Raw genomic sequence first — 2,500 nt, 5'->3', positions numbered from 1 at the left:
TGGAGGCCCGAACCCACTTAGGTTGAAAACTGAGGGGATGAGCTGTGGGTAGGGGTGAAAGGCCAATCAAACTCCGTGATAGCTGGTTCTCCCCGAAATGCATTTAGGTGCAGCGTCGTATGTTTCTCCACGGGGGTAGAGCTACTGGATGGTCTAGGGGCCTTACCGGGTTACCGAAATCAACCAAACTCCGAATACCGTGGTGTGAGAGTACGGCAGTGAGACGGCGGGGGATAAGCTTCGTCGTCGAGAGGGAAACAGCCCAGAACACCAGCTAAGGCCCCTAAGTGTGTGCTCAGTGGGAAAGGATGTGGGATTGCCCAGACAACCAGGAGGTTGGCTTAGAAGCAGCCACCCTTGAAAGAGTGCGTAATAGCTCACTGGTCAAGTGGTCCTGCGCCGACAATGTAGCGGGGCTTAAGCACACCGCCGAAGCTGTGTCATTGACACAATAGATCCATTTCGCTCTTCGTGAGTGTTGTGTAGTCGTGTTGATGGGTAGGGGAGCGTCCTGCACCCAGGGAAGCCGTGGCGGAAGCTAGCGGTGGAGGGTGTGGGAGTGAGAATGCAGGCATGAGTAGCGAATGCAGAGTGAGAAACTCTGCCGCCGGATGACCAAGGGTTCCTGGGCCAGGCTAATCCGCCCAGGGTAAGTCGGGACCTAAGGCGAGGCCGACAGGCGTAGTCGATGGACAACGGGTTGATATTCCCGTACCCGAGCATGTGCGCCCATGACGAGGCGTTTGATACTAACCACCCAAAGCCATCATCCAATGTCTTCGGACGGAGGGTGGTGTGTGGAGCGTGGGACCTGATTTCGTAGTAGTCAAGCGATGGGGTGACGCAGGAAGGTAGCTCCGCCAGGCGATGGTTGTCCTGGTGTAAGCGTGTAGGCCGGAACATAGGCAAATCCGTGTTCCATATAGGCTGAGACGTGATGCGTAGCCGTTTGAGGCGAAGTAGAGTGATCCTATGCTGCCGAGAAAAGCCTCTAGTGAGTGCATGCACGGCCCGTACCCCAAACCAACACAGGTGGTCAGGTAGAGAATACCAAGGCGATCGGGTGAACTGTGGTTAAGGAACTCGGCAAAATGCCCCCGTAACTTCGGGAGAAGGGGGGCCAAACATCCTGAAGCTTCTTGCAGGCTAGGGGTGGGTGGCCGCAGAGACCAGCGGAAAGCGACTGTTTACTAAAAACACAGGTCCATGCGAAGTCGCAAGACGATGTATATGGACTGACGCCTGCCCGGTGCTGGAACGTTAAGAGGACCGGTTAGCCTTTCGGGGCGAAGCTGAGAATTTAAGCGCCAGTAAACGGCGGTGGTAACTATAACCATCCTAAGGTAGCGAAATTCCTTGTCGGGTAAGTTCCGACCTGCACGAATGGCGTAACGACTTTCCGGCTGTCTCAACCACAGGCCCGGCGAAATTGCACTACGAGTAAAGATGCTCGTTACGCGCGGCAGGACGGAAAGACCCCGGGACCTTTACTATAGTTTGGTATTGGTTTTCGGTTCGGCTTGTGTAGGATAGGTGGGAGACTGTGAAGCTGCAACGCTAGTTGTGGTGGAGTCGTTGTTGAAATACCACTCTGGTCGAATTGGGAATCTGAACCTCGGGCCATGATCTGGTTCAGGGACAGTGCCTGATGGGTAGTTTAACTGGGGCGGTTGCCTCCTAAAGAGTAACGGAGGCGCCCAAAGGTTCCCTCAGCCTGGTTGGCAATCAGGTGTTGAGTGCAAGTGCACAAGGGAGCTTGACTGTGAGACAGACATGTCGAGCAGGGACGAAAGTCGGGACTAGTGATCCGGCACCTCCTGGTGGAAGGGGTGTCGCTCAACGGATAAAAGGTACCCCGGGGATAACAGGCTGATCTTGCCCAAGAGTCCATATCGACGGCATGGTTTGGCACCTCGATGTCGGCTCGTCGCATCCTGGGGCCGGAGTAGGTCCCAAGGGTTGGGCTGTTCGCCCATTAAAGCGGCACGCGAGCTGGGTTTAGAACGTCGTGAGACAGTTCGGTCCCTATCCGCCGCGCGCGTAGGATACTTGAGGAAGGCTGTCCCTAGTACGAGAGGACCGGGACGGACGAACCTCTGGTGTGCCAGTTGTCCCGCCAGGGGCATGGCTGGTTGGCCACGTTCGGAAGGGATAACCGCTGAAGGCATCTAAGCGGGAAGCCTGTTCCAAGATGAGGTATCCCACCCTTTGTGGGTTAAGGCCCCCAAGAGACCATTGGGTTGATAGGCCAGAAATGGAAGCACAGTAATGTGTTGTCGAGTTGACTGGTACTAATAGGCCGAGGACTTGCCTACGAAGATGTTGCGCATCCACTCTACGGTTCTGAAACACCACGCCAGGCGTGTTGTTTCGGAGTGTTTCGGTGGTTTTAGCGTCAGGGAAACGCCCGGTCCCATTCCGAACCCGGAAGCTAAGCCTGACAGCGCCGATGGTACTGCAACCGAAGGGTTGTGGGAGAGTAGGACACCGCCGAACTTAC

2 rRNA genes (1 of these 2 cut by a window edge) are annotated in these 2,500 nt (G+C 55.8%); both read left to right on the top strand.

Going from position 1 to position 2,500, the window contains the following annotated elements:
* Positions 1-2,315 (top strand): 23S ribosomal RNA (locus ABFJ78_RS50095); it begins 1,070 nt to the left of the window's first position.
* Between the two features lie 64 nt (positions 2,316-2,379).
* Positions 2,380-2,496, top strand: a 5S ribosomal RNA gene (rrf, locus tag ABFJ78_RS50090).
* The last annotated feature ends 4 nt before the right edge of the window (positions 2,497-2,500 follow it).

It is taken from the genome of Amycolatopsis sp. MEPSY49 (assembly GCF_051337345.1).
Taxonomy (GTDB): domain Bacteria; phylum Actinomycetota; class Actinomycetes; order Mycobacteriales; family Pseudonocardiaceae; genus Amycolatopsis.
This window is presented reverse-complemented; position numbering and strand designations above follow the sequence as displayed.